The organism is Amylolactobacillus amylophilus DSM 20533 = JCM 1125 (assembly GCF_001936335.1).
GTDB classification, from domain to species: domain Bacteria; phylum Bacillota; class Bacilli; order Lactobacillales; family Lactobacillaceae; genus Amylolactobacillus; species Amylolactobacillus amylophilus.
In genome coordinates this window covers 575,447-596,134 of record NZ_CP018888.1, presented here as the reverse complement: position 1 = coordinate 596,134, position 20,688 = coordinate 575,447, and the positions used below count along the sequence as shown (strand labels likewise).

The following is a 20,688-nucleotide window of genomic DNA, read 5'->3' as shown; positions in this document are numbered from 1 at the left end:
ATATTGTGGTACGCGTGATATATAATGGTCATTGGAACATGACATATAAATTTTTTGGAGGAATTTAACACATGAAGACATTCAAGAAAGTACTTCTTGGTACTTTGACTGTGCTGGTTGCGTTCGTGGTTGCTGCATGTTCGAATGGCAGTAACGAAAGCAAAGATACGAAGGACGGCTATACACCAAAGACCTTAACCGTTCAGTTCGTACCTAGCTCACAAGCAAACACATTGGAAGCAAAAGCCCGCCCATTAGAAAAGCTTTTGAAGAAGGAATTGGGAATTCCTGTGAAGGTTAGTGTTTCAACAGACTACAACTCAATGGTTGAAGCGATGTCTTCAAAGAAGATTGACGTTGGATTCTTACCACCTGATGGTTACGTGATGGCGCACAAGCGTAAGGCTGCAGATGTCTTACTCCAGGCTGAGCGCTTTGGTATCAAGCAACCGGGTGGTCAACAGACAGACAAGCTCGTTGACTTCTACCGGTCAGAAATCATTGTCAAGAAGGGTAGCAAGATCAAGGACATCAAGGACTTGAAGGGTAAGAAGATTGCAACACAAGATGTTTCATCGACATCTGGTTACATCTACCCAGCTGCTGAATTAAAGGAAAAGGGCGTTGATATCGAGAAAGATGCTACCTTAACCACTGTGAAGGGCCACGATCAAGGTGTAATGGCAGTACTTAACGGTGACGTTGATGCAGCATTCGTCTTCGAAGATGCTAGAAACATTGTGAAGAGTGATGTGCCTGACATCATGGATAAAGTTGTCCCAATCTACTTCACTAAGGGTATTCCAAACGATACTATCAGTGTTCGGTCAGACATGAGTGATAAGTTCCGTGACAAGTTAGCCGATGCATTCATTAAGATTGCTAAGACTAAAGCGGGTCACAAGATTGTGTCCGAGGTTTACAGCCACGAAGGCTATGTCAAGGCGAAGGATGCAAACTTTGACATCGTACGTAAGTACAGCGAAAAAGTCGGCCAATAAATCCATTAAATTAAAGTAACAGGTCTGACGTAAATTGTTCCGTTTACGACAGACCTGTTTTTATGTATGTAAATAATCAAAATGAGAGTTATTTGCCACTATAATTTTGGCGAAAATTTGATATCATTAGTAATGATAATTATTGACATTTATTGGGGGAAAACTAATGGCGGACGTCGCTGCAAAACCGATTATTGAGCTTCAACATGTTACAAAGATTTATCCTAATGGTACGGTTGGTCTAAAAGACATTGATTTAAATATTAATCACGGTGAATTCGTTGTGATCGTTGGCCTTTCCGGTGCCGGCAAAAGTACGTTGCTTCGCGCAATCAACAGACTACACGATATTTCGAAGGGTAATATTTTAATCGATGGTGAATCCATCACGGAAGCGCGTGGTAAGTCGTTGAGAAACATTCGCCGCGATATCGGCATGATTTTCCAAAGCTTCAACCTGGTGAAGCGAGCATCAGTCTTGCGGAACGTGCTGACTGGCAGGGTGGCATACTACCCAGCCTACAAGACAACGTTCAACCTCTTCTCTAAAGAAGATAAACAAAGGGCCTATGAAGCTCTACAACGGGTTGATATGGCAGAAAAAGTTTATAACCGGGCGGATGAGCTCAGTGGTGGGCAGCAACAGCGTGTGTCGATTGCCCGAGTACTCAGCCAGGCGCCGAAGATCATCCTGGCAGATGAACCGGTGGCTTCGCTTGATCCACAGACAACACACAAAGTGATGACTGACCTGAAAAAGATCAACCAAGAGCTGGGTATGACTGTGATCGTAAACCTCCACAGCGTAGAACTTGCGAAAGAGTTTGGGACGAGAATTATTGGGATTCGTGCCGGAGAGGTCGTTTTTGACGGACCTGTGAGCGAGACTAGCGATGCCCAAATCGCTGAAATCTACGCGGGTCAAGTGGAGGAATCATAATGGATAAACCTGAGATTTCTTTACCTAAGCGGCCACTGCGGCCGACTAAGTGGATTCTGACGGCTGTCATGGTGATTGGGCTGTTTGTTTCGATCAGCGCAACGGGTGCAGATTTTGGCGAATTCTTTAGTAATCTGGACCAATTTGGTGCGATTTTCGGTGAAATGGCTCGCCCCGACTGGTCTTATTCATACTATGTGATTGCGCCGCTGATTGAGACGATTAAGATGGCCATCCTGGGTACGGTGATTGGCGCCGCACTCGCATTTCCGTACGCTTTACTCATCTCGCGTAATATTGTTAAGAACAAAATCGTAACGAGTATCTTTCGTTTTATTCTCAATATTGTCAGGACAATCCCTGACTTGCTTCTTGGTGCGATATTCGTCGCTATCGTTGGGATCGGACCGGTTGCCGGTATTATTTCGCTCGCGTTCTTCACTTTTGGCATGGTGGGTAAGCTGTTCTATGAGGCTGTCGAGACGATTGACGAGGGTCCAATTGAGGCGCTGACGGCCGCCGGTGCTAACAAGCTCCAGATTATTCAGTACGCCGTTTTCCCTCAGATCCAGACGTATTTCATTAGTTACGTCCTGTATGCATTCGAAATAAATATTCGTGCCTCAACGGTGCTTGGCTACATCGGTGCCGGTGGTATCGGAATGTTCTTGCAACGCAGTCTTAGTCTCTATCGTTATGATCAAACGGGATTAATTGTACTTGTGATTTTCGCAGTTGTCCTGGTGATCGATTATGTAAGTAACATTTCGCGGGAGGCGTTGATCAAATAATGGAAATGAAATTATTACCACAACCACCTAAAGCAAAAATCCGTAAGATTAGAAACTGGGCCGTTATCGTGGTCCTCGCTGCTCTGTTAATTTGGTCATTTACCGACATCCCCTTTGACGGGATTAAGGATAATGCTGTTAAAGTTAGTCAAGCAATATTCGAGGGCTTGATTCATCCCGATTGGGGCTACGTCTGGCGCGGTGATGGTGAAGACTTGATTACTACGCTGCTACTAACGGTGGCAATTGCTTTTCTTGGGACATTTATCTCGGCGATCATTAGTTTGCCATTCGCCTTTTGGGCGGCGAGAAATAAGAACAGTAGGATTAACTGGCTTGTTTCTGGCTCGGGTAAGTTCTTCCTGTCATTTGTGCGGACTTTCCCAGAAATCGTACTGGCGTTAATGTTTACGAAGGCGGTAGGTCCTGGAGCATTTGCGGGTGTACTTGCCGTTGGTACCCACTCTGTGGGGATGCTTGCGAAGCTTTTCGGTGAGGCAATAGAGAACTTAGAGGATGGGCCAAACGAATCCGTTGTAGCAACGGGGGGTTCGAAGTTTAACGTCATTATGTTCGCTACAATGCCACAGTTATTACCGGAACTGGTCTCAAACACACTTTATAGATTTGAATTGGCCATTCGGTCGGCTTCAATTCTTGGTATTGTTGGTGCTGGTGGTATTGGTACACCGCTCATCTTTGCTTTGCAGACAAGAAGCTGGAGTCGGGTCGGTATCATCTTGTTGGGTATTATTGTAATGGTCACATTGGTGGACTATGTCTCAGGGACGATTAGAAAGAGACTAATATAGAGAAGAGTGCAATGACTTGCGGGTTACACCGAGCAACAACAAGATTACCAGAAAGTCACAGAGTGACTTGAATGGTGATAAGTTGTGCGGAGAGTGTTGCAAGGCGAAGCACATTTAGAGAAGAGTGCTTGTGCGAACGGTTAGCTTCTGAGCACTAGAGAAGAGTGCTTGTGCGAGTGGTTAGTACTTGAACGAGCAACTAACGAGGTGATCGTTAATTCTTCCGGTTGCTTCTAAAAATGAATAGGTAATGGTCGGTCCGATAAATTTCAGACCGGCTTTTTTTAGTTGCTTGGTTAACGCAATCGCCGCTTCAGATATGGCGGGAACCTCTTCGTCGGTTGTTGGTTGGTTGTCGACAATCTCGGGCCAAACGGATAGGAGATAGGCGTTGAAGGAGCCATATTCTTGCTGTAGAACTTGCACGATTCTTGCATTATTGATGGTTGCGTTAATCTTGAGGCGATTACGAATAATTGCCGGATTATTTAACAATCGCGCTACCTCTTTATCTGAGAAAGCGGCAATCTGACTTAAGTCATAGCCGGCAAAAGCGGTTTTGAATGCAGCTTGCTTATTAATAATAGTTGACCAACTGAGACCGGCCTGAAATATTTCTAAAGTAAGATACTCGAATAATTCAGTATCGTTGGTGGTGAACTTACCCCAAATTTGGTCGTGGTATTCCTGCATTAATGGTTCGTTAGTCGCACCCCAGGAGCAGCGCACTAGTGCTTTAGTTGAACTTAATTCGTTTTTTTTAGTAGTCATAATTATCTTCTTTCATTTGTTGTGATGATATAATTAAAGTTAGTAAGACGTGGGGATTAGCGATGTTTACTAAGTTTATTTTAGACAAAATTACGCAAAAGGCGCAATCACGAAATAAGTTATATTCGCGTGTTCGTGCCGGGGTTAGTGTGGGCATTGTTGGCCTATTCTCTAACGTCCTTTTGTTCGCAATCAAAATTTTCGTAGGACTAATCTCGGGTTCGGTAGCGATTATTGCCGATGCCGTCAATTCGCTGTTCGACTTCGTTTCATCCGTGATGACTGTTGTTGGATTCTACGTTTCAGGGAAACAACCGGATAAGGGCCATCCCTACGGCCACCAACGCTTTGAGGATATTGCCGGGTTCATCACTGCGATGATTATGCTGTACGTTGGATTACAGTTTATCTATTCATCGATCTTGAAAATCCTCCATCCCGTTGCTGTCGAGCTCAACTACTGGTCTGTCGGATTATTACTCCTTTCAATTGTCATCAAATTGTGGCAACGCCTGATTTACAGCAAGGTCGGTCAAAGTGTCGGCTCAAAGACGATTATGACCGCAGCGAGCGACGCCAGAAACGACGCACTCACGACGTTTGGCATCTTAATCGCAATTGTGATTTCTGTGACGACCAATTTGAATTTGGATGGCTACATTGGTGTTGTTGTGGCGCTATTTATTGTGATCTCTAGTGTGCTACTGATTAAGAATTTCATTGATTCGCTGATGGGACAACGTCCGAATGATGCATTAATTGAAGAAATAACTCAACAACTAGATGAATACGACCATATTCTGGGCTTCCATGATTTGATGATTCATCAATACGGTCCCGATATGGTCTATGCAATCGTGCATATCGAACTTGATAGTAGCTTTAGCTTAGACTATGCCCACGAGATTGTCGACCACATTGAGCGTGATTTCCAGCGCAAATATGCAATTAGTATGGTCGTGCACGTTGATCCAATCGACATCCATTCTAAGAAATTCTCCCGTTTTTTCGTTATTAGTCAGGAGACGATTAACGGCTACCATGCAGGGCTCAAGATTCATGATTTTCACGTTGAACGGTTGAAAAATGGTGATTTCCTGCTGCAGTTTGACATTGTCGTGCCCGAGAATTCCCGGTTCTCGGACGAGGAATGGCTGGTAGAAATTAATCAAGATTTGCGCAAGAAACTAGGGGACGTCACCGTCCAAATTAATTTTGACCACACAGACTTGGGCGCAGATAAGTCGCTAATATAACTGCAAATTGAGTCCCACTTTGGTATACTGGAATCAGTAATTTGGGAGGCAAACATGGATAATTTAGACGTAATGACGTTAGCTGACGACCTAACTATCTCAGCCGAGGCCATCATCAAACACCAACAATTTCTTGATAGTAAGCGCATCTATGCTGTGCTTGATTATATGCAGGTGCTCAATCGACCAATCAACGAGTATTTTGAGCTAACACAGGAACAGTATTATGAGGAGGAAGCCGATCATAAACTGACGCTTCAGAATCTTGACCAACCCATTAAAGCAACTACTGACAGAATTCTGACCAACCATGTAGACGGCTTCGTCAATCAGGGCGAGATCAATTTCACCTATAATCATGAGGATCCGTTTGCGGAAGGTAAGTATGACCGTAAAGTCGACTTCCACGTTCTTAGTTATGGACTCAAAGTGATTGGCGCGGTTGTGCCGGTCATTGGTGTAGAGGCATTAAAACAACATGTTTCTAAAGACGCAATTTTGTCGCTTGGATTAGCTACTTACGCATTGGAGCACCAAGCTTAATAGAGGGGAGGTCTGGACACGTTTGTCTGGACCTTTTTTGGTAAAAATATGCAGATACTTGATATCATTAAGAAAAAACGAGATGGGAACGAACTGACAGCTGCAGAACTGCAATTCTTCGTTACCGAATACACGAAAGGTCAGATTCCGGACTATCAGGCTAGCGCGTTGTTGATGGCCATTTATTTGCGCGGCATGACGGCGAAGGAGACCAGTATTTTGGCCGACAGCATGCTCCATTCCGGTGACGTCCTCGACCTGAGCTTAATTCCGGGAATCAAGGTTGATAAACATTCTACCGGTGGCGTGGGTGATAAGATTAGTATTCCACTCGCACCGCTTGTTGCGGCGGCTGGTGTCAAAAATCCGATGATCTCAGGGCGTGGCCTTGGTCACACGGGCGGGACGCTTGATAAACTAGAGGCAATTCCCGGTTTTAATGTTAATTTGACCGAGGATGATTTTATTGACCAGGTATCGGCCATCGGTACAGCTATTATCAGTGCCACGCAGGATGTTGCGCCGGCAGATAAGAAAATTTACGCGCTGCGGGATACGACGGGTACCGTGGATTCCATCCCGTTAATCGCTAGCTCCATTATGAGTAAGAAGCTGGCTTCTGGGACCAACGCTCTCGTGCTGGATGTCAAAACCGGCTCGGGTGCCTTTATGCAGGATTTCGATGACGCACGTTCATTAGCTAAGCAGCTGCTAGATATCGGTCAGGCGCATCAAACCAAGATGGTTGCTTTAATCACGAACATGAATCAGCCCCTCGGTGTGAAGGTGGGCAATACACTTGAGGTAGAGGAGTCGATCGATATCCTGAAGGGTCAGGGTCCAGAGGATACGACGAAACTAACGATTGAGTTAGGGGCGTACATGCTGGTTCTGGCAGAGCAAGCAAAGGATATTCAGACAGCGAGGACGATCCTGCAGGAAAAGATTGCAGACGGTAGTGCATTAGCTAAGTTTAAGGAGCTGGTTGAGGCAGAAGGTGGAGACGTACGCGTTGTTGACAACTACCAACTCATGCCCCACGCCAAGAATCAGATTGTGGTTACTGCGCTAGATGATGGCTACGTGAATGCAATTGATACTAATGATCTAGGGATGCTGGTTGTCTACCTGGGTGGTGGCCGGCTTAAGAAAACAGATAAGATTGATCCGGGCGTGGGTCTAGTGATCCACAAGAAAGTAGGGGACTATGTGCATCGAGGTGAGCCACTGGTCACCGTCCATGCCAATAGTTTCGATGATGACCAAGTACAAAGTAGTATCCATCAGGCATATCATTTATCGGCCGTCCAGCCGCCTGCAGAGGAGCTAATTTATGAAATTATGGAAGAATGATTCGTCTATGTTAATTAGAATGCGTACTTTAAGCCGTAAGCTTGGATTGCAGAAAACAGTGCCATTTGATGAGATGCAGCACTACACTAAGCCAGGTGTTTATAATGTTGATTCAGCGGAGGTCACCCCTGATGGCAAGGAATTCCAGCTAGTGGTGACCAAGAATAATAATGATGAATTAGTGCAGTCGCTTGTTCCGAGCGGTGCACAGGATTTGACCCCTGAGTATGTGCGGGTCTTTGATAAGCGAATTCACCGGTTTCGGGCATTTTATAATGTGAATAAAGGCACACGCTATCGTGTAGAAAAGTACCTTGATTCATTTGCGACTCGGGTACAGGATTCGATTACGGCAAACTCTATCAATATTGGCGTTATTACCGATACACATGACAAGGATGTCGATGCCATCGACTTTTATGGGACCAATGGCTTGCAGCATGTGAAGGAGTTTAATCGCCTAGAAAGTAGTGGTATCTTAGATCTGAAGGCTCACCTAGGTGACTGGATTGACGGTTCCGATGCCGGCTTCGTCTCTGCGGAAAGATTAGTGGGTCTCCGCGATGCTTTTGCTAGTAATAAGACACCATACATTAATGTTAAGGGCAACCACGATGACAACGATAAGTTCGATGAGCATAATGACCGCTTCGTCAGTTTCTCTGAGGGTGAATTTGAGTCAATCATGTGGCCAGCGATGTACCGCCAGCCTTCAATCAGGTATGTGACGAAGAAAAATGGCTTGGGCTATTTTGACTTCGGTAAATTACGGGTTATTTTCATCAACACCAGTGACGTACCCTACTTGGTGAATGAGAATGGCATCAAAAAGTACGACACCAAACTGACGCTTGCAGTAAGAGAAGATCAGATAGAGGAGCTAATCGAAGTGCTATCGGAGAGCTCTGGCAAAGAGATTATGGTGTTAGGCCATGCGAATATCATTAACCGCAAGGGTAATAACGTCTTAAAATACAATGGTAGGACGTTGCACGAGCTACTGGTAGCGTATAATCAGCGGGCAAAGGGGCACTTGCATACTAGTGACGTACCAGAAGAGTTTGAGCTGTATAACGGTTTTGATTTCTCGCAGATTACAGACAGCCGAATCTTCGCCTATGTCTGTGGGCACCGGCACGTCGAAGATCAGTACAAAATCAACGGTATTCAGTACATTCTCCTAAACTGTAGTGCACTGATGGGCAAGGGTTATGCCCTCACTACTTCCTATAACAAACGCTGGGATAGGAAGATTGACCATCCGTCAGAGGCTACCGGTTACGTGCTGAATGTCGACTTAGAGCGCCAAATACTGCAGGTATTCGGCTATGGCGCAGCTAGTTTTCGTCGGGTATTTAGAATTTAATTGTAAATTACTGCAAATTAACATTATACTGAAACTAGTTACGTCAAATAACGAGGGGTATTAAATAAATAAAACCGGAGTTGGAAATATGTGTGGAATAATCGGCTTTGTGAATCCAGAAATTGATGATAAAAAAACCGCAATTAATAAGATGATGGATACGATTAAGCATCGTGGTCCTAATAGCTCTGGTGAATATACCAATGATGAGGTGGCGCTTGGCTTTCGGCGTCTCTCAATCATTGATTTAACTGGTGGAATGCAGCCTATCTATAATGAGGATCATTCGCGTGCAATCACGTTTAACGGTGAAATCTATAATTACCAAGAAATAAGAGAAGAATTAATCCAGGCTGGTCATGTGTTCACGACGAAATCCGATACTGAGGTTTTACTTCACGGCTATGAAGAATATGGAATGGACGGCTTGTTGCAGAAGGTTCGCGGAATGTTTGGCTTCATGATTTGGGACGATAACATCAAGACACTCTTTGGTGCACGCGACTTCTTTGGTATTAAGCCACTTTACTACTATCAAGACGGTCAGGAACTAATTGTTGGAAGCGAGATTAAGTCATTTCTCGCATATCCTGGTTTCGTTAAAGAGCTTAATATGACTGCTGTGAAGCCATATTTGATGAATCAATACAACGATTTGAACGAGACCTTCTTTAAGGGTGTGCACAAGTTTCCTGCTGGAAATTGGTTCAGCTTTAAAGATGGTCAGATGGATATTAACCAATACTGGGATGCAAGTTACGTTGAGAACAGCCTGAGCTTCGAGGAGACAGTGGAGCGAATTCAGGACTCAATCGAAGAATCCGTTGCGCTCCATAATATCGCAGATGTACCCGTGGGCAGTTTCTTATCCGAGGGAATTGACTCTAGCTATGTTACCAGTGTTTTGAAGCCGGAGAAGGTTTTCAGCATCGGCTTTGACGACCGGACTTTTGATGAGGTCAAAAACGCACGGGACTTAGCTAAGCTCAAAAACTTCGAATTTTACGAGGATCGCGTTAGTGGTGCGGAGGCCTTCCGGGATTTTCCGGAGATGCAGTATCACATGGATGAACCGGATGCCAACCCAAGCGTGGTACCACTATGGTACCTAACGAAATTGGCGCGCAAGCATGTAACTGTGGCGTTGTCTGGTGAGGGGGCCGACGAGTTATTTGCCGGCTACGTGAACTACGGGATGCACACACATAGCTCTGTCATCAAGGTCTTCACCGCTGGATTGAAGAAGTTACCTAAGGGTATTAAAGGCAAGCTAGCCCGTGGTGTTCGTAAGCTGTCTGATTTCCATGGCAAAGTCAATTTCTATACTAACTTAGCGGAACCGTCAGAATATTTCGTTGGTCAATCCGTGATTTACGACATGAACTACCCAACGGTCTTTACTGCAAAGGATGCGAATGATATCCTCCAGCCGACATATAGGAATAAATTAACTACAAACCTCCTTTACAAGAAAGATTTCGTGAAGGTTAAGGATGCTGATGCGGTAAAGCAGATGCAATATATTGACCTCCATCACTTCTTGGTGAACGATATTTTGCAAAAAGCGGATAAAATATCGATGGCCCATTCATTGGAGTTGCGAGTGCCGTATCTAGATCGCAAGGTAGCAGAACTTGCGAACTCAATCCCAACCAGCTACCTGATGAACAGCCATGACACCAAGTATGCGTTACGCGAAGCAAGTAAGAGCGTATTGCCGGCATCATGGTCTAACAGACCTAAACTGGGTTTCCCGGTACCAGTCAAGGAATGGCTCCATGATGAACAATACTATAAACAAATACGCGAATTATTCGCAGAACCATTTGTCAATGACATATTTGACCAAGAAAAGGTGCTGCAGTTACTCGATGATAACTATCATGGTGATGGTTCGAAGCGGCGCCAGGTCTGGACTGTCTTTACTTTTCTGACTTGGTATAAGCTGTATTTCGTCGATTACGAGAATACGGTCAAGAAGTACCAACGCATCCAACCTGAGGTTGAGGAACTACAGGAGCAAGGGTTGTTGGTGAATACTTGATTGGAAAAATCCCTAAAAGAAAAGCCTCCAGTTTGGGGGCTTTTTTATGACGAATGGGAAGAGGAGTATCTCCGCGCCTTCTCACTAGCTAAGAAACTAAGTATCAACTATCCGTTACCATAGCTAGCTCCATCTGGTAATGTGAAGGTAAATTAGATGCTGGAAGAGGATTTAACTGCGATGATTAAATTGATTGCCACCGATATGGATGGGACATTTCTGCGCGATGACAAGACATACGACAGATCGTTATTTGCTGATGTGCACCAGCAGATGGTGGCCCAGGGAATCAAGTTTGTGGTTGCTAGCGGGAACCAATATTATAAACTCCAATCATTTTTTGCGGAATATCCAGACACCATTTATATTGCGGAGAACGGCGCGTACATCAGGTCGATGGACCACATCTATCAAACTCACTTCTTCAGTGCGGCACGGGTTGCTAAGGTGCTGGAAATTGTCCAAGATGTACCTCACCTGGATATTACTGTCTGCGGTGCTAGAAGCGCCTATATCCTTCGTACGGCTTCACCGGGCTACTAGCAGGAGATGGAGCAATATTACGACCACCTACAGCAGCTTGAGCGTTATAGGTGGTCCGCCGAAATGGTAGTTCTTGACTGCCGAAGTTCACGCTCTTTGGAGCCTCTAGCAAGGTCAATTCCTCAGCAGGATATGTAATTGTATTAGTATTGCTGGAAGCGATAATTGGCTTTGTTGTTGCGCCACTTGTGACGCTACCGTCGAAACTACCAACGTGAGTCTGCACAGTCGAATTAAAGGTCGTATTCATCTTGTAGTCAAACTCAAGCTTGACCTCATCATTTAGCTTAACCAAACCGTTTGGCAGAGTGATTTTATTACCAGTGGTGGTGATGTTAGTCGTGTAAGTTTGGCCGTTAATCTTTAGTGAGCGGGGTACAAATGTTGTTTGTGGTGGTAAGTATAGGGTCACGGTCTGACCGGTGATTGGCAGTTTTTTGTTACCAAGAGCTGTTAATTTAAAAGTGTGCTCTTCATGAATCTGTTCGCCTGGAAGGGCTTGGACAGTTGTGCCACTTGTGTTGGTGCCGGTCTGAAACAAGTACGCGATGTCGCTGACCAAGTCGAATTAACCTATGAGGTTGGTGGCGTAAGTGAGAAGCTCGTGGTTGACGGCTTGCTGGTGGCTACTGGTAGAACACCGAATACCAAGGAATTAGTGCTTGAGAATACCAGCCTAAATGTTGGTCCACGCGGTAGCGTACCTGTGAACGAGAAGCTGGAGACTAATGTACCCGGTGTTTGGGCATTGGGTGATTTGAACGGTGGACCACAGTTTACCTATATTTCACTCGATGACTACAGAATTGTCAATAACCAACTGTTTGGCGATCAGACAAGAACGTTGACCAATCGCCCAATCTATCCAAACACAACTTTCTTACACCCAGCAGTAGCGACCATTGGCCTGAGTGCGAAAGCTGCGAAGGAACAGAATTTGGCTGTTGATGTGGTCTCTGTTCTGACCAAAACCGCGCCGAAATATAAGGTAATTGGCGATCCAAGAGGAATTTTCCAAGCTATCGTAGGCAAGAAGACGAAGCTGATTCTTGGTGCAACTATCTACGACGAAGAATCATACGAGATTATCAATCTCATCTCGCTTGCGATGAACCAGCAGATTCCAGCAACTGCACTCCGTGACCAAATCTATTCCCACCCAACGATGGCGGAGACGTTTAACGATCTCTTTGCAGGAATTTAATCCTAGTTGTACTAATACAATAGTCGACTCTATTTAGCGAAAAAATTAATAATAAAAGACATTAACTTGATCGAAATTAATTCCGATTGGTTAATGTCTTTTTGGTTTGTACTCTAATATGGTTATGCGTTGCTTAAGCTTAGACCAAGTGGGCAATTAGGCCCACGCCGTAAACCACGATACAGATAAGGGCGACGTAGATGAAACAGTATTTTGCCACCCGTTTCAAGATATTTCCTTCCTCGCCAACCATTCCGGTGGCGGCCGTGGCTACCGAGATGCTCTGTGGTGAGATCATTTTGCCGGCAGTGGCACCAGCCATGTTCGCGCTCGCGATCCAGTAGGGGTTGGCGCCTAGTGAGTTGGCGGCATCGACCTGCAGGCGACCGAACAAGATGTTACTTGATGTATCACTACCGGTGATGAACGTGCCAAGGGCGCCGATAATTGGGGCGATAATCGGGTAGATTGGCCCGGTGGTTGCAACTAAGAACGTTGAGATGGAGCCAATCATGCCGCTGTACGTCATTACTTTGGCCAGACCCACAATTCCCATGACGGTTACCGCAGACTTGCGCAGCTGAACGATTGTCTGCCAAAGTGTCTGGAATATTTGGCCGAATGACAACTTCTGAATTAAACCGCCTATTACTGTAGCGAGAATAATGAGTGTGCCCGGATTACCAAGCCAATCCACAACTAATGGCGCATGCCCCGTGCCCTGGTAAATGGAAATAGAGGTTGTGATGCTCTTCAGCCCCTGGTTAATTGGCGGGACGAGTGGGGAGGCTAGGATGATGAATGTAAACACGAGAATGAACGGTGCCCAAGCGTTCAGCGCCTTACTGAACGTCAGCTTTGGTTGCGCGGTATCGTCCTGGGTCTTGGCAAAGTCAAAACCAGCGTTTTTCTTCTTCATTTTGCTAGCAATCAGAATTACCGTGCCAAGGGTCACAAGTGAGCCGAGAATCGCTGGTAGTTCAGGACCAAGGAATCGCGCGATAATCACCTGGGGAATAGCGAAGGAGAGGCCTGCTGCTAGTGTGATCAAAAACACGCCTTTTAGACCTTTTAAACCACCGCCAGCCAGGAAGACCAGAATGAACGGTACGATTAAGATAAGTAAGAAAAGTTGTAACGACACAAAGAGTGAAAGCTGAAGTGGATCTAGACCACCAACCTGTGCCAGTGTCGAAACCGGCAGCCCAATTGCACCAAAAGCCGTTGGCGTCGTATTGGCCACCAAACAGATCACGGCGGCGAGGACTGGATTCATGCCGAATGCCGCGAGTATTCCCGCCGGAATGGCCACAGCCGTCCCGAACCCCGCAATTGCCTCTAAGAAGCCGCCAAGTCCCCAGGCCAGGATGAGAACCAGTATTCTTTTATCATTTGAGACGCTTGAAAGCATCGCCTTGATGGTATCCATCCCGCCGGATTTGGTGACCACATTGTAGGTGAAAACAGCCGCAATGATGATGTAGACGATTGGCCAAAGACCATTCACAATTCCTTGGAGCGCCGCTGTCAGTGAGTCAAGCACGGGCATCTGAAAGGCAAAGATGGCCAGTCCGATAGTGATTATCAGGCCGATTGGAATGGCGCGTTGCCCGGGCATCTTAAGGACTGCCAGGGAGATAATCAGCCAAATAATGGGAATGATTGCACAAATAACTAAAGCCCAAGATGGTAACATAATTATCCTCCAAATTTCAGTGACGACTGAACCAGGTGTTTAATAAAGCTGCAGTGCATCTGGATTGTAGCTACCGAAACCAGGATCATAAGGGTTGTCACGCAACTCGAAATTCTTCACATCTGCGATGGTCTGCGTACCTGCTAATTGCATGACCATCTCCAGTTCGCTGGTGAGTTTATCAAAGACTTGCTTAACACCTGTGCGTCCGCCGGCAGCAAGGCCATACATTACTGGTCGACCGATTGCCACGAGATCTGCGCCTGATGCTAGAGCTTTGAAGACGTGTTGGCCGCGCCGAACGCCGGAGTCGAAGACGATTGGGACTCTCTTATTAACGGCCTTTGCTACTTCCTGGAGTGAATCAAATGCTGCTGGCCCGCCATCTAGTTGGCGCCCGCCGTGGTTAGTTACCCAAATCCCGCTTGCACCTGCATCTAGTGAACGCTCAACGTCATCTGCACTTTGTGGGCCTTTGACATATACGGGTAGTCCTGAATAAGAGGCGATGAATTCAACATCCCTTGGTGATAGTTTCTGTTTAGCACTCTTATAAACAAAATCCATGGTCTTACCAGCGCCATTTGGTAGATAATCTTCGACAATTGGCATGCCAACAGGGAAAACGTAGCCGTTTCTAGCGTCCGTTTCTCGGTTGCCACCAACTGTTGCATCTGTTGTGAGTACGATTGCCTTGATTCCCTGCTCCTTCACACGATCCATAATGTGGCGGTTAATGCCGTCATCTTTGCTGAAGTAGAATTGGAACCATTCGGGTGTCCCTTGCAAGGCCTCCGTTACTGGTGGGAGGTCAACAGTTGAGTATGAGCTAATGGTGTAGATTGTGTTGTAGTCGTGCACCGCTTGGGCACTCTTTACTTCACCATCAACGTGGGCTAACTTATGGGCGGCGACTGGTGCCAACATGATTGGTGAGGTGAGCTTGTCACCGTCGAATTCGATGGAGGTATCCGGATTCTCTACGTTCATCAATACGTGGGGTACGATTAACTTATGATCAAATGAGCGAATGTTCTCGCGCAGGGTGAATGTATCTCCGGCACCACTTGCGATATAGCCAAATGCTCCTTTAGGAATCACTTTTTGAGCCATTGGTTCCAAATCGTAAACGTTGAAAAAATTTTCGATAGGTCCCTCTGCGTTACTTGTAATGAAATCTGACATGTTAACTAATCCTCCTAAATAAATTTTATGTAATCGCTTACAAGTAGGAGTATAGCGGAAAACGGCTCGAGGACGCAACCATTTGTACCTCAACTATTAATCTTTGACCACAAATACTGATGTAACAGGTGTTCAGGGTTAATTTTGATAGTTAATATGAAATTTTTTCACATACTTATAAAATTTATAATTTACATTTGCAGTTGGTAAATATCAATTGTGAACAAGGGTTTACATGTTATTAAAAAACTTTGTTGGGGTAGTGGGCACTAAAAATGGACTAGAAAATTATTATCTTCACAAATAAAAATAAAAGTGAATTTTCTTGATATCTGACATAAATTTGATAAATTAGAGGACTGAGTTAACGTTGTTTGAAATAAAATAATTAAAAAACATTTATAAATATAATTAATTATGATACTTTTATTATGTTGCAACGGACAGAAACAAAAGGAGATCAACTAATTGAAAAAGTTAACAGGTTCTATTCATGATTAGTATCGTCAGTGAGGATGGGCACCACGGTTTTGCCCCGGACGTAATTATTAATTCGGTTGTACTCATTCCGTTCCTCATCCTTGTTGGAATCATCTCCACAATGATTTTATTGCATAGGAAAAAGAGTAAAAGCGTCCTGCCATTTTGGCTATTTCTCGGCTACCTATATTTTGTTATTTCATTAACGATATTCCCAGTGCTTTTGTTTAAACAAACAAGCATAATTAATGAATTTTCATTTGGCTTGCAGATTATGTTTGAATTAAATCCGTTGGCTTGGACAAAATATTCAACTCTACAAATTGTTGGTAATATTTTGTTGCTTATGCCACTTCCTCTATTTGTGGGTGTGTTGTTTAAAAAAAGTCGTAGTTTTAAATATTCGATTTTGTTGGTTTTATTCAGCACTGTGGCAATTGAAATAATTCAGTTAGTAATGAACTACTTTTACTTAGGCAACCGTATTTTTGATATTGGCGATGTCATTTTGAATACTACTGGAGGATTACTGGGATTTGCTCTGTTATCCGCTATTACGCCAATACTGAGAAAAACGGAAATATAAATTTTTTAGATTAGATATAAATAACCACTTGAAATCAGCTTAAAGTTGCTGCCCAAGTGGTTATTTTAGTTGTAACTTATTTCTCTATCTTACCGAACTACGAGTACCGAAACGGGTGAGTACTTTGCCATGTAGGCAGCCTGACTACCGAAGCGTTTCGCAATCCCTTTCTTCGATTTCGAACCGATAATCAATAAATCGGGGTGGACGCGGGGGATAACTTCCTCGACGATCACCTGGCCAGGATTATCCCCTGTAGCGATGATTGAGTGGACCTTCTTCACGCCGGCATCGTTCGCAATCTGCTTGTATTCACGTAGGTGTTTCTCCAAATCTTCGCGTTTACCATGGACGAAGTCCTTGCTCAACGCTTGAAAGACGTTCATGTCGTCTTTCTCGAGAATCGAGACCAGGTTCAACCCGACGTTATCCTTGATTGCCCGATGAATCGCATACTTGAACGCCAAGATTGCGTCATCTGAGTCGTCAACCGCTACCAAAATATTTTTGAAATAAATATCCTTTAATTCTTCAGTCATCCTTTACACCTCTCTTAGAAAAGTCCTTGAATCGATGATAATACAATCTGCAGATTTAGGACAGTCAAAGTGATCGTACAGATCCAAGCTAGGATGGTCACCCACTTGCTGTTGACGAATTCACCCATGATCTTCTTCGAGCTGGTGAAGATTGTGAGGGGAATCATCGAGAATGGTAGCGCGATTGACAGGAATACTTGTGAGTTAACTAATAGCGAGTCGAGCGCCGATTCTTGACCATGGAAAATAATGGCGATAATCAGTACCGGCACAACTGAGATGAGTCGTGTGATCAAGCGCCGAGCCCAAAGGGGCATCTGCAAGTTGACGAAACCCTCCATGACGATTTGTCCAGTCAAAGTACCGGTGATCGTCGAGTTTTGGCCCGATGCGAGTAGAGCGACGGCGAACAGCATTGAGAGTACGGGTGAAGCCACTGCCCCAGCCATCTTGGGATCTTGTAAAGCATCATAGAGTTGACCGAATGTCCCAAGTTGGGAAGCATCCTTGCCGAAGAATAGTGCTGCACCAACTAATAAAAGGAGACAGTTAACAACGAATGCCGCCGTCAGTTGTAAATTGGAATCCCAAGTGGTGTACTTGATTGCTTGACGTACAGATGATTCGTCCTTGCGGTCGAATTGTCTGGTTTGGGAGATTGACGAGTGTAGGTACAAGTTATGAGGCATGACCGTCGCACCGACAATTCCCAGTGCCATGTGTAGTTGTCCGGGGTGGAGAATTTCTTTTCTTGGTACCAGGTTTGAGAAGGCGGCCGCCATATCTGGGCGGGCAATCACAACTTGGTAGATGAATACGACCAGAATGACAACGATCAGTGCAACTACGATCGCCTCGATTTTTCTAAAACCTAGTTTCGTTAGCAACAATAGTAGGAGCACATCGAGCACTGTCAAGGCAACACCGACCGTGAGTGGGAAGCCGAATAATAGTTTCAGAGCGATCGCGCCACCGATTACCTCGGCAATATCTGTCGCCATGATGGCGAGTTCTGTCGTGATCCAGAGGAAAATGCCCATTTTTTTACCGGTATGTGCCCGCGTGGCTTGAGCCAGATCCATATTAGTCACAATTCCAAGCTTAGCGGCCATGTATTGCAATAACATCGCAATTAAGCTTGAGATTAAGATTACTGACATTAATAGGTAGCCATATTGTGCACCACCACCGATTGAAGTTACCCAGTTACCCGGATCCATGTAGCCGACGGCAACGAGCGCGCCAGGACCGGAGAATGCGAGCAGATTCTTCCAGAAGTTACCTCCCTTTGGAATTGCAACCGTATCATTGATCTCCTCGAGACTTGGTCCGTTAGCGTAGTGAATCAGCTTGTGTGATTCCTGTTTGTTATCTTTCATACAACTTCCTCCATTTCCTCCAGTTATTTTAACCACCTATTATCATACGCCTATTTTAGAGTATGTAAATATAGAGTTTAGGTTAGCCTTACTTAAAACGTTTTCAACTTTTTGAGAAAAAAAGTAAATATTGACCTACGTCAATTTCTTAAGGCCGAGTGCGGGCTATGATAGGTTTTGTAAATGAGCGAAAGAAATATTAGTTGAGTAAAAGTTGGGTGAGAAAAATGATTAAACTACAGAAGTTTCTACGAACACATAGCACGCACATCACATTGATCGCGGCAATATTGATTGTCCTCGGTCTAGTAACTAAGTATTTGGGGCCGCTGACCATCATCAGTAACATTTTGTTGGCGGCAGCTTCCGTTATCGCAGGTTTCCCGATTATCATTCGGGCATATTCAGCGCTTAGGGCTAAGGTGGTCAGCATCGAATTGCTGGTTTCCATCGCGGTGATTGGTGCGTTCATCATTGGCGAGTACAATGAATCAGCCATCGTCACGTTCCTGTTCTTGTTCGGGGATTTCCTCGAACAGAAGACACTGGCAAAAACAAGATCGTCAATCAAGTCCTTGGCTGAGATGGCACCAACAACGGCTTTAGTGCTCCAGGATGATGGATCAACAGAAGAAGTTGACGTCGATGACGTTCTAATTGGTGATCACATCCTGGTCAAGCCTGGTGCCCAGACGCCCGTTGATGGGGCGGTCATAGAAGGCCACGGTTACCTAGACGAGTCTGCCATCACAGGTGAGTCGCGTGAGGTTAAGAAGGAAATTGGCGATAGTGTTTACTCTGGAGCTGTCTTGAGCAACGGCTTCCTGACAATTGAGGCGACCAAGGTTGGTGAGGATACTACATTCGCCAAGATCTTAGAGTTGGTCGAGGATGCACAGGATACGAAGTCGAAAGCCGAGAAATTCATCGATAAATTTGCGAAGTACTACACGCCGGCTGTGCTGCTGATTGCCCTGATTGTCTTCATCTTCAGCCAAGATATTAAGCTGGCGATCACCGTTCTCGTGCTTGGTTGCCCTGGTGCCCTCGTCATCGGCGCACCGGTCTCGAACGTTGCCGGAATTGGTAATGGTGCAAAGCATGGTGTGCTCGTCAAGGGTGCATCAGTGATGGACGAATTCGCGAAGATTGATACGTTCGTGTTCGACAAAACAGGGACGTTGACTACTGGTAAAACCACGGTAACTAATTACATCTCCTACCTGGGTGCTGACGAAGATGTCACCGAAAATGAGTTATTGCAGCAGGTGGCGAAGGCTGAGAGCCTGTCAGACCATCCGCTCGGTACGGCAATTATCAACTACGTTAATAATAAGAAGTTAGACTTCCAGAATCTCGTCATTGACCACAATGAGGCTGTTAAAGGTCAGGGACTAGTCGTGAACTTCGGTGCTAATAAGTTACTCTTGGGTAACGAAAAGATGCTCCGTGAGCAAAAAGTCAGTGCTACTGACGAACAGTTAGATGAGATTCAACAAATTAAGGAAACTGGTAGTTCATTAGTAATCGTGATGAACGAGCAAAAAGTGCTGGCATTGATCGGTATCTCAGACGAGATGCGGCCCGAGGCGAAGGATCGTTTGGCAGCTTTGAAAGCCGCGGGAGCGAAGAAGCTTATCATGTTGACTGGTGATAACCAAGTGACGGCTGATTATGTTGGCAAAAAGCTGGGCTTAGATGAGGTGCGGGCTGATCTACTGCCTGACCAAAAGGCGGAGATTATCAAGCAATTGATGCATGACGGTAATCGTGTCGCCTTCATCGGTGACGGAATCAACGACAGCCCCTCTCTAGCGACAGCAGACATCGGGATTGCGATGGGTTCCGGTACTGATGTAGCGATTGAGACTTCTGATGTCGTCTTGATGGCAAGTTCCATGAGCCAGCTGCTATTCGCCTACAAGCTCGCGAAAAAGACAGTTCTGAATACACGTGAGAATATTGCTATTTCAATCGGCGTCGTCATCTTCTTGTTGATTGGTCTCTTACTCGGATTCATCTACATGGCCAGCGGAATGTTTGTTCACGAAGCAAGCATCTTGGTTGTCATCCTGAATGCGATGCGGCTATTGAAATTTCGGACAAAAGAACAAAAATTGACCCAGATCAATTTTTCAAACGAGCCTGCAGCATATACTACAGGTAAGAATTAAGAAAGCTTAGAAAATAATGGAGGTA

19 protein-coding genes are annotated in these 20,688 nt (G+C 45.1%); 13 read left to right on the top strand and 6 right to left on the bottom strand.

Going from position 1 to position 20,688, the window contains the following annotated elements; genetic code table 11:
- The first annotated feature begins 71 nt into the window (after positions 1 to 71).
- From LA20533_RS03230 to phnE (LA20533_RS03215), 4 genes are all read left to right on the top strand, one after another.
- Entirely contained in the window at positions 72 to 1,001 is a 930-nt protein-coding gene (locus tag LA20533_RS03230; RefSeq protein WP_054746298.1) for a phosphate/phosphite/phosphonate ABC transporter substrate-binding protein, read from the top strand.
- Between the two features lie 166 nt (positions 1,002 to 1,167).
- Positions 1,168 to 1,941, top strand: coding sequence for a phosphonate ABC transporter ATP-binding protein (gene phnC, locus LA20533_RS03225; RefSeq protein ID WP_056945910.1), 774 nt, complete (start codon positions 1,168 to 1,170; stop codon positions 1,939 to 1,941).
- Positions 1,941 to 2,732 (top strand): phosphonate ABC transporter, permease protein PhnE, encoded by a 792-nt coding sequence (gene phnE / locus LA20533_RS03220; RefSeq protein WP_056945911.1) that lies wholly within the window; start codon positions 1,941 to 1,943, stop codon positions 2,730 to 2,732. The genes phnC and phnE (LA20533_RS03220) overlap by 1 nt, the downstream gene beginning before the upstream one ends.
- Positions 2,732 to 3,544, top strand: a complete 813-nt coding sequence (gene phnE, locus LA20533_RS03215) for a phosphonate ABC transporter, permease protein PhnE (RefSeq protein WP_056945912.1) — start codon at positions 2,732 to 2,734, stop codon at positions 3,542 to 3,544. Before phnE (LA20533_RS03220) ends, phnE (LA20533_RS03215) begins: the two co-directional genes overlap by 1 nt.
- A 180-nt stretch (positions 3,545 to 3,724) precedes the next feature.
- On the opposite strand, the gene LA20533_RS03210 is transcribed toward phnE (LA20533_RS03215), so the two are convergent.
- Positions 3,725 to 4,315 carry a DNA-3-methyladenine glycosylase I gene (locus LA20533_RS03210; RefSeq protein ID WP_056945913.1) on the bottom strand — a complete coding sequence of 197 codons (591 nt, stop codon included), beginning with the start codon at positions 4,313 to 4,315 and terminating at the stop codon, positions 3,725 to 3,727.
- Positions 4,316 to 4,377: 62 nt separating this feature from the next.
- Between LA20533_RS03210 and LA20533_RS03205 the strand changes: the two genes are divergently transcribed.
- From LA20533_RS03205 to LA20533_RS03180, 6 genes are all read left to right on the top strand, one after another.
- Positions 4,378 to 5,571 (top strand): cation diffusion facilitator family transporter, encoded by a 1,194-nt coding sequence (locus LA20533_RS03205; RefSeq protein WP_056945914.1) that lies wholly within the window; start codon positions 4,378 to 4,380, stop codon positions 5,569 to 5,571.
- Positions 5,572 to 5,625: 54 nt separating this feature from the next.
- A complete protein-coding gene (locus tag LA20533_RS03200; RefSeq protein WP_054746302.1) occupies positions 5,626 to 6,114 on the top strand; it encodes a hypothetical protein in 489 nt (162 codons plus the stop codon).
- 48 nt (positions 6,115 to 6,162) lie between these two features.
- Complete coding sequence (locus LA20533_RS03195; protein ID WP_056945915.1) at positions 6,163 to 7,467, top strand: thymidine phosphorylase; 1,305 nt, start codon at positions 6,163 to 6,165, stop codon at positions 7,465 to 7,467.
- Entirely contained in the window at positions 7,448 to 8,833 is a 1,386-nt protein-coding gene (locus tag LA20533_RS03190) for a metallophosphoesterase (protein WP_056945916.1), read from the top strand. The genes LA20533_RS03195 and LA20533_RS03190 overlap by 20 nt, the downstream gene beginning before the upstream one ends.
- Positions 8,834 to 8,921: 88 nt before the next feature.
- A complete protein-coding gene (asnB, locus tag LA20533_RS03185; RefSeq protein ID WP_056945917.1) occupies positions 8,922 to 10,877 on the top strand; it encodes an asparagine synthase (glutamine-hydrolyzing) in 1,956 nt (651 codons plus the stop codon).
- Between the two features lie 180 nt (positions 10,878 to 11,057).
- Positions 11,058 to 11,420 carry an HAD hydrolase family protein gene (locus LA20533_RS03180; protein ID WP_141322600.1) on the top strand — a complete coding sequence of 121 codons (363 nt, stop codon included), beginning with the start codon at positions 11,058 to 11,060 and terminating at the stop codon, positions 11,418 to 11,420.
- On the opposite strand, the gene LA20533_RS03175 is transcribed toward LA20533_RS03180, so the two are convergent.
- Complete coding sequence (locus tag LA20533_RS03175) at positions 11,377 to 11,832, bottom strand: hypothetical protein (RefSeq protein WP_054746304.1); 456 nt, start codon at positions 11,830 to 11,832, stop codon at positions 11,377 to 11,379. The two genes, LA20533_RS03180 and LA20533_RS03175, sit on opposite strands and share 44 nt — an antisense overlap.
- Before the next feature lie 63 nt (positions 11,833 to 11,895).
- Here LA20533_RS03175 and LA20533_RS03170 point away from each other — a divergent pair, with 63 nt between their 5' ends.
- Positions 11,896 to 12,624 (top strand): FAD-dependent oxidoreductase, encoded by a 729-nt coding sequence (locus LA20533_RS03170; protein WP_082611538.1) that lies wholly within the window; start codon positions 11,896 to 11,898, stop codon positions 12,622 to 12,624.
- Between the two features lie 139 nt (positions 12,625 to 12,763).
- Here the strand turns inward: LA20533_RS03170 and LA20533_RS03165 are convergent, their stop codons facing one another.
- A complete protein-coding gene (locus LA20533_RS03165) occupies positions 12,764 to 14,320 on the bottom strand; it encodes an L-lactate permease (RefSeq protein ID WP_056945921.1) in 1,557 nt (518 codons plus the stop codon).
- A 39-nt stretch (positions 14,321 to 14,359) separates the two neighbouring features.
- Positions 14,360 to 15,505, bottom strand: coding sequence for an L-lactate oxidase (gene lctO, locus LA20533_RS03160; RefSeq protein ID WP_056945922.1), 1,146 nt, complete (start codon positions 15,503 to 15,505; stop codon positions 14,360 to 14,362).
- A 493-nt stretch (positions 15,506 to 15,998) separates the two neighbouring features.
- Here lctO and LA20533_RS03155 point away from each other — a divergent pair, with 493 nt between their 5' ends.
- Positions 15,999 to 16,571 carry a VanZ family protein gene (locus LA20533_RS03155; protein WP_056945923.1) on the top strand — a complete coding sequence of 191 codons (573 nt, stop codon included), beginning with the start codon at positions 15,999 to 16,001 and terminating at the stop codon, positions 16,569 to 16,571.
- Positions 16,572 to 16,660: 89 nt separating this feature from the next.
- Here the strand turns inward: LA20533_RS03155 and LA20533_RS03150 are convergent, their stop codons facing one another.
- Entirely contained in the window at positions 16,661 to 17,110 is a 450-nt protein-coding gene (locus tag LA20533_RS03150; protein WP_056945924.1) for a universal stress protein, read from the bottom strand.
- Positions 17,111 to 17,124: 14 nt separating this feature from the next.
- On the bottom strand, positions 17,125 to 18,489 hold the full coding sequence (locus LA20533_RS03145) for an Nramp family divalent metal transporter (RefSeq protein WP_056945925.1): 1,365 nt from the start codon (positions 18,487 to 18,489) through the stop codon (positions 17,125 to 17,127).
- Positions 18,490 to 18,719: 230 nt separating this feature from the next.
- Here LA20533_RS03145 and LA20533_RS03140 point away from each other — a divergent pair, with 230 nt between their 5' ends.
- Positions 18,720 to 20,663, top strand: a complete 1,944-nt coding sequence (locus LA20533_RS03140; RefSeq protein WP_056945928.1) for a heavy metal translocating P-type ATPase — start codon at positions 18,720 to 18,722, stop codon at positions 20,661 to 20,663.
- Positions 20,664 to 20,688 lie beyond the last annotated feature (25 nt).

Excerpts from the sequence above, each read along its gene's own strand:
- LA20533_RS03230 (WP_054746298.1), top strand. The coding sequence starts at position 72 with ATGAAGACATTCAAGAAAGTACTTCTTGGTACTTTGACTGTGCTGGTT.
- phnC (WP_056945910.1), top strand. The coding sequence starts at position 1,168 with ATGGCGGACGTCGCTGCAAAACCGATTATTGAGCTTCAACATGTTACA.
- phnE (WP_056945911.1), top strand. The coding sequence starts at position 1,941 with ATGGATAAACCTGAGATTTCTTTACCTAAGCGGCCACTGCGGCCGACT.
- phnE (WP_056945912.1), top strand. The coding sequence starts at position 2,732 with ATGGAAATGAAATTATTACCACAACCACCTAAAGCAAAAATCCGTAAG.
- LA20533_RS03210 (WP_056945913.1), bottom strand. The coding sequence starts at position 4,315 with ATGACTACTAAAAAAAACGAATTAAGTTCAACTAAAGCACTAGTGCGC.
- LA20533_RS03205 (WP_056945914.1), top strand. The coding sequence starts at position 4,378 with ATGTTTACTAAGTTTATTTTAGACAAAATTACGCAAAAGGCGCAATCA.
- LA20533_RS03200 (WP_054746302.1), top strand. The coding sequence starts at position 5,626 with ATGGATAATTTAGACGTAATGACGTTAGCTGACGACCTAACTATCTCA.
- LA20533_RS03195 (WP_056945915.1), top strand. The coding sequence starts at position 6,163 with ATGCAGATACTTGATATCATTAAGAAAAAACGAGATGGGAACGAACTG.
- LA20533_RS03190 (WP_056945916.1), top strand. The coding sequence starts at position 7,448 with ATGAAATTATGGAAGAATGATTCGTCTATGTTAATTAGAATGCGTACT.
- asnB (WP_056945917.1), top strand. The coding sequence starts at position 8,922 with ATGTGTGGAATAATCGGCTTTGTGAATCCAGAAATTGATGATAAAAAA.
- LA20533_RS03180 (WP_141322600.1), top strand. The coding sequence starts at position 11,058 with ATGATTAAATTGATTGCCACCGATATGGATGGGACATTTCTGCGCGAT.
- LA20533_RS03170 (WP_082611538.1), top strand. The coding sequence starts at position 11,896 with ATGAATCTGTTCGCCTGGAAGGGCTTGGACAGTTGTGCCACTTGTGTT.
- LA20533_RS03165 (WP_056945921.1), bottom strand. The coding sequence starts at position 14,320 with ATGTTACCATCTTGGGCTTTAGTTATTTGTGCAATCATTCCCATTATT.
- lctO (WP_056945922.1), bottom strand. The coding sequence starts at position 15,505 with ATGTCAGATTTCATTACAAGTAACGCAGAGGGACCTATCGAAAATTTT.
- LA20533_RS03155 (WP_056945923.1), top strand. The coding sequence starts at position 15,999 with ATGATTAGTATCGTCAGTGAGGATGGGCACCACGGTTTTGCCCCGGAC.
- LA20533_RS03150 (WP_056945924.1), bottom strand. The coding sequence starts at position 17,110 with ATGACTGAAGAATTAAAGGATATTTATTTCAAAAATATTTTGGTAGCG.
- LA20533_RS03145 (WP_056945925.1), bottom strand. The coding sequence starts at position 18,489 with ATGAAAGATAACAAACAGGAATCACACAAGCTGATTCACTACGCTAAC.